This window comes from Ureibacillus thermosphaericus (assembly GCF_012396605.1).
In the GTDB taxonomy this organism is placed as follows: domain Bacteria; phylum Bacillota; class Bacilli; order Bacillales_A; family Planococcaceae; genus Ureibacillus; species Ureibacillus thermosphaericus.
Map to the genome: position 1 here is coordinate 1 of NZ_JAAXPW010000068.1, position 2256 is coordinate 2256.

The following is a 2256-nucleotide window of genomic DNA, read 5'->3' on the forward strand; positions in this document are numbered from 1 at the left end:
TGAGTACGTGGTCGTAGACCCGAAACCAGGTGATCTACCCATGTCCAGGGTGAAGGTGAGGTAACACTCACTGGAGGCCCGAACCCACGCACGTTGAAAAGTGCGGGGATGAGGTGTGGGTAGCGGAGAAATTCCAATCGAACTTGGAGATAGCTGGTTCTCTCCGAAATAGCTTTAGGGCTAGCCTCGTGTGAAGAATACTGGAGGTAGAGCACTGTTTGGACTAGGGGCCCACCTCGGGTTACCGAATTCAGACAAACTCCGAATGCCAGCTATTTATACACGGGAGTCAGACTACGAGTGATAAGATCCGTGGTCAAAAGGGAAACAGCCCAGACCACCAGCTAAGGTCCCAAAGTAATCGTTAAGTGGAAAAGGATGTGGCGTTGCTTAGACAACCAGGATGTTGGCTTAGAAGCAGCCATCATTTAAAGAGTGCGTAATAGCTCACTGGTCGAGTGACGCTGCGCCGAAAATGTAACGGGGCTAAACGATTCACCGAAGCTGTGGATTCGTGCGTTGCACGAGTGGTAGGAGAGCGTTCTAAGTGCGTCGAAGTCAGACCGGAAGGACTGGTGGAGCGCTTAGAAGTGAGAATGCCGGTATGAGTAGCGAAAGATGGGTGAGAATCCCATCCACCGAATGACTAAGGTTTCCTGAGGAAGGCTCGTCCGCTCAGGGTTAGTCGGGACCTAAGTCGAGGCCGAAAGGCGTAGACGATGGACAACAGGTTGATATTCCTGTACCACCTCCCCGCCGTTTGAGTGATGGGGGGACGCAGGAGGATAGGGAATGCACGCCGTTGGTCGAGCGTGTCCAAGCAGCAAGGCGTGGAAGTAGGCAAATCCGCTTCCTAATACGCTGAGCTGTGATGGGGAGCGCGTTACGCGCGAAGTTCCTGATTTCACACTGCCAAGAAAAGCCTCTAGCGAGGCGGGAGGTGCCCGTACCGCAAACCGACACAGGTAGTCGAGGAGAGAATCCTAAGGTGAGCGAGAGAACTCTCGTTAAGGAACTCGGCAAAATGACCCCGTAACTTCGGGAGAAGGGGTGCTCATTGGGGTGCAAGCCCTGATGAGCCGCAGTGAATAGGCCCAGGCGACTGTTTAGCAAAAACACAGGTCTCTGCAAAACCGTAAGGTGAAGTATAGGGGCTGACGCCTGCCCGGTGCTGGAAGGTTAAGAGGAGGAGTTAGCGCAAGCGAAGCTCCGAATTGAAGCCCCAGTAAACGGCGGCCGTAACTATAACGGTCCTAAGGTAGCGAAATTCCTTGTCGGGTAAGTTCCGACCCGCACGAAAGGCGTAACGATCTGGGCACTGTCTCAACGAGAGACTCGGTGAAATTATAGTACCTGTGAAGATGCAGGTTACCCGCGACAGGACGGAAAGACCCCGTGGAGCTTTACTGTAACCTGATATTGAATTTCGGTGCAACTTGTACAGGATAGGTAGGAGCCGTAGAAGGGGGAGCGCCAGCTTCCCTGGAGGCGCCCTTGGGATACTACCCTGGTTGTACTGAAATTCTAACCCGCAAGCCTGATCGGCTTGGGAGACAGTGTCAGGTGGACAGTTTGACTGGGGCGGTCGCCTCCTAAAAGGTAACGGAGGCGCCCAAAGGTTCCCTCAGAATGGTTGGAAATCATTCGCAGAGTGTAAAGGCATAAGGGAGCTTGACTGCGAGACCTACAAGTCGAGCAGGGTCGAAAGACGGGCTTAGTGATCCGGTGGTTCCGCATGGAAGGGCCATCGCTCAACGGATAAAAGCTACCCCGGGGATAACAGGCTTATCTCCCCCAAGAGTCCACATCGACGGGGAGGTTTGGCACCTCGATGTCGGCTCATCGCATCCTGGGGCTGTAGTCGGTCCCAAGGGTTGGGCTGTTCGCCCATTAAAGCGGTACGCGAGCTGGGTTCAGAACGTCGTGAGACAGTTCGGTCCCTATCCGTCGTGGGCGTAGGAAATTTGAGAGGAGCTGTCCTTAGTACGAGAGGACCGGGATGGACACACCGCTGGTGTACCAGTTGTCTTGCCAAAGGCACCGCTGGGTAGCTATGTGTGGACGGGATAAGTGCTGAAAGCATCTAAGCATGAAGCCCCCCTCAAGATGAGATTTCCCATTGCATAAGCAAGTAAGATCCCTCAAAGACGATGAGGTAGATAGGTCCGAGGTGGAAGCACGGTGACGTGTGGAGCTGACGGATACTAATCGATCGAGGACTTAACCAATCATTTCAATGTCGTTATCCAGTTTTGA

1 rRNA gene is annotated in these 2256 nt (G+C 53.6%); it reads left to right on the top strand.

The window, feature by feature from the left end:
* Positions 1-2228, top strand: a 23S ribosomal RNA gene (locus HF990_RS14710); the annotation flags it as partial.
* Positions 2229-2256 lie beyond the last annotated feature (28 nt).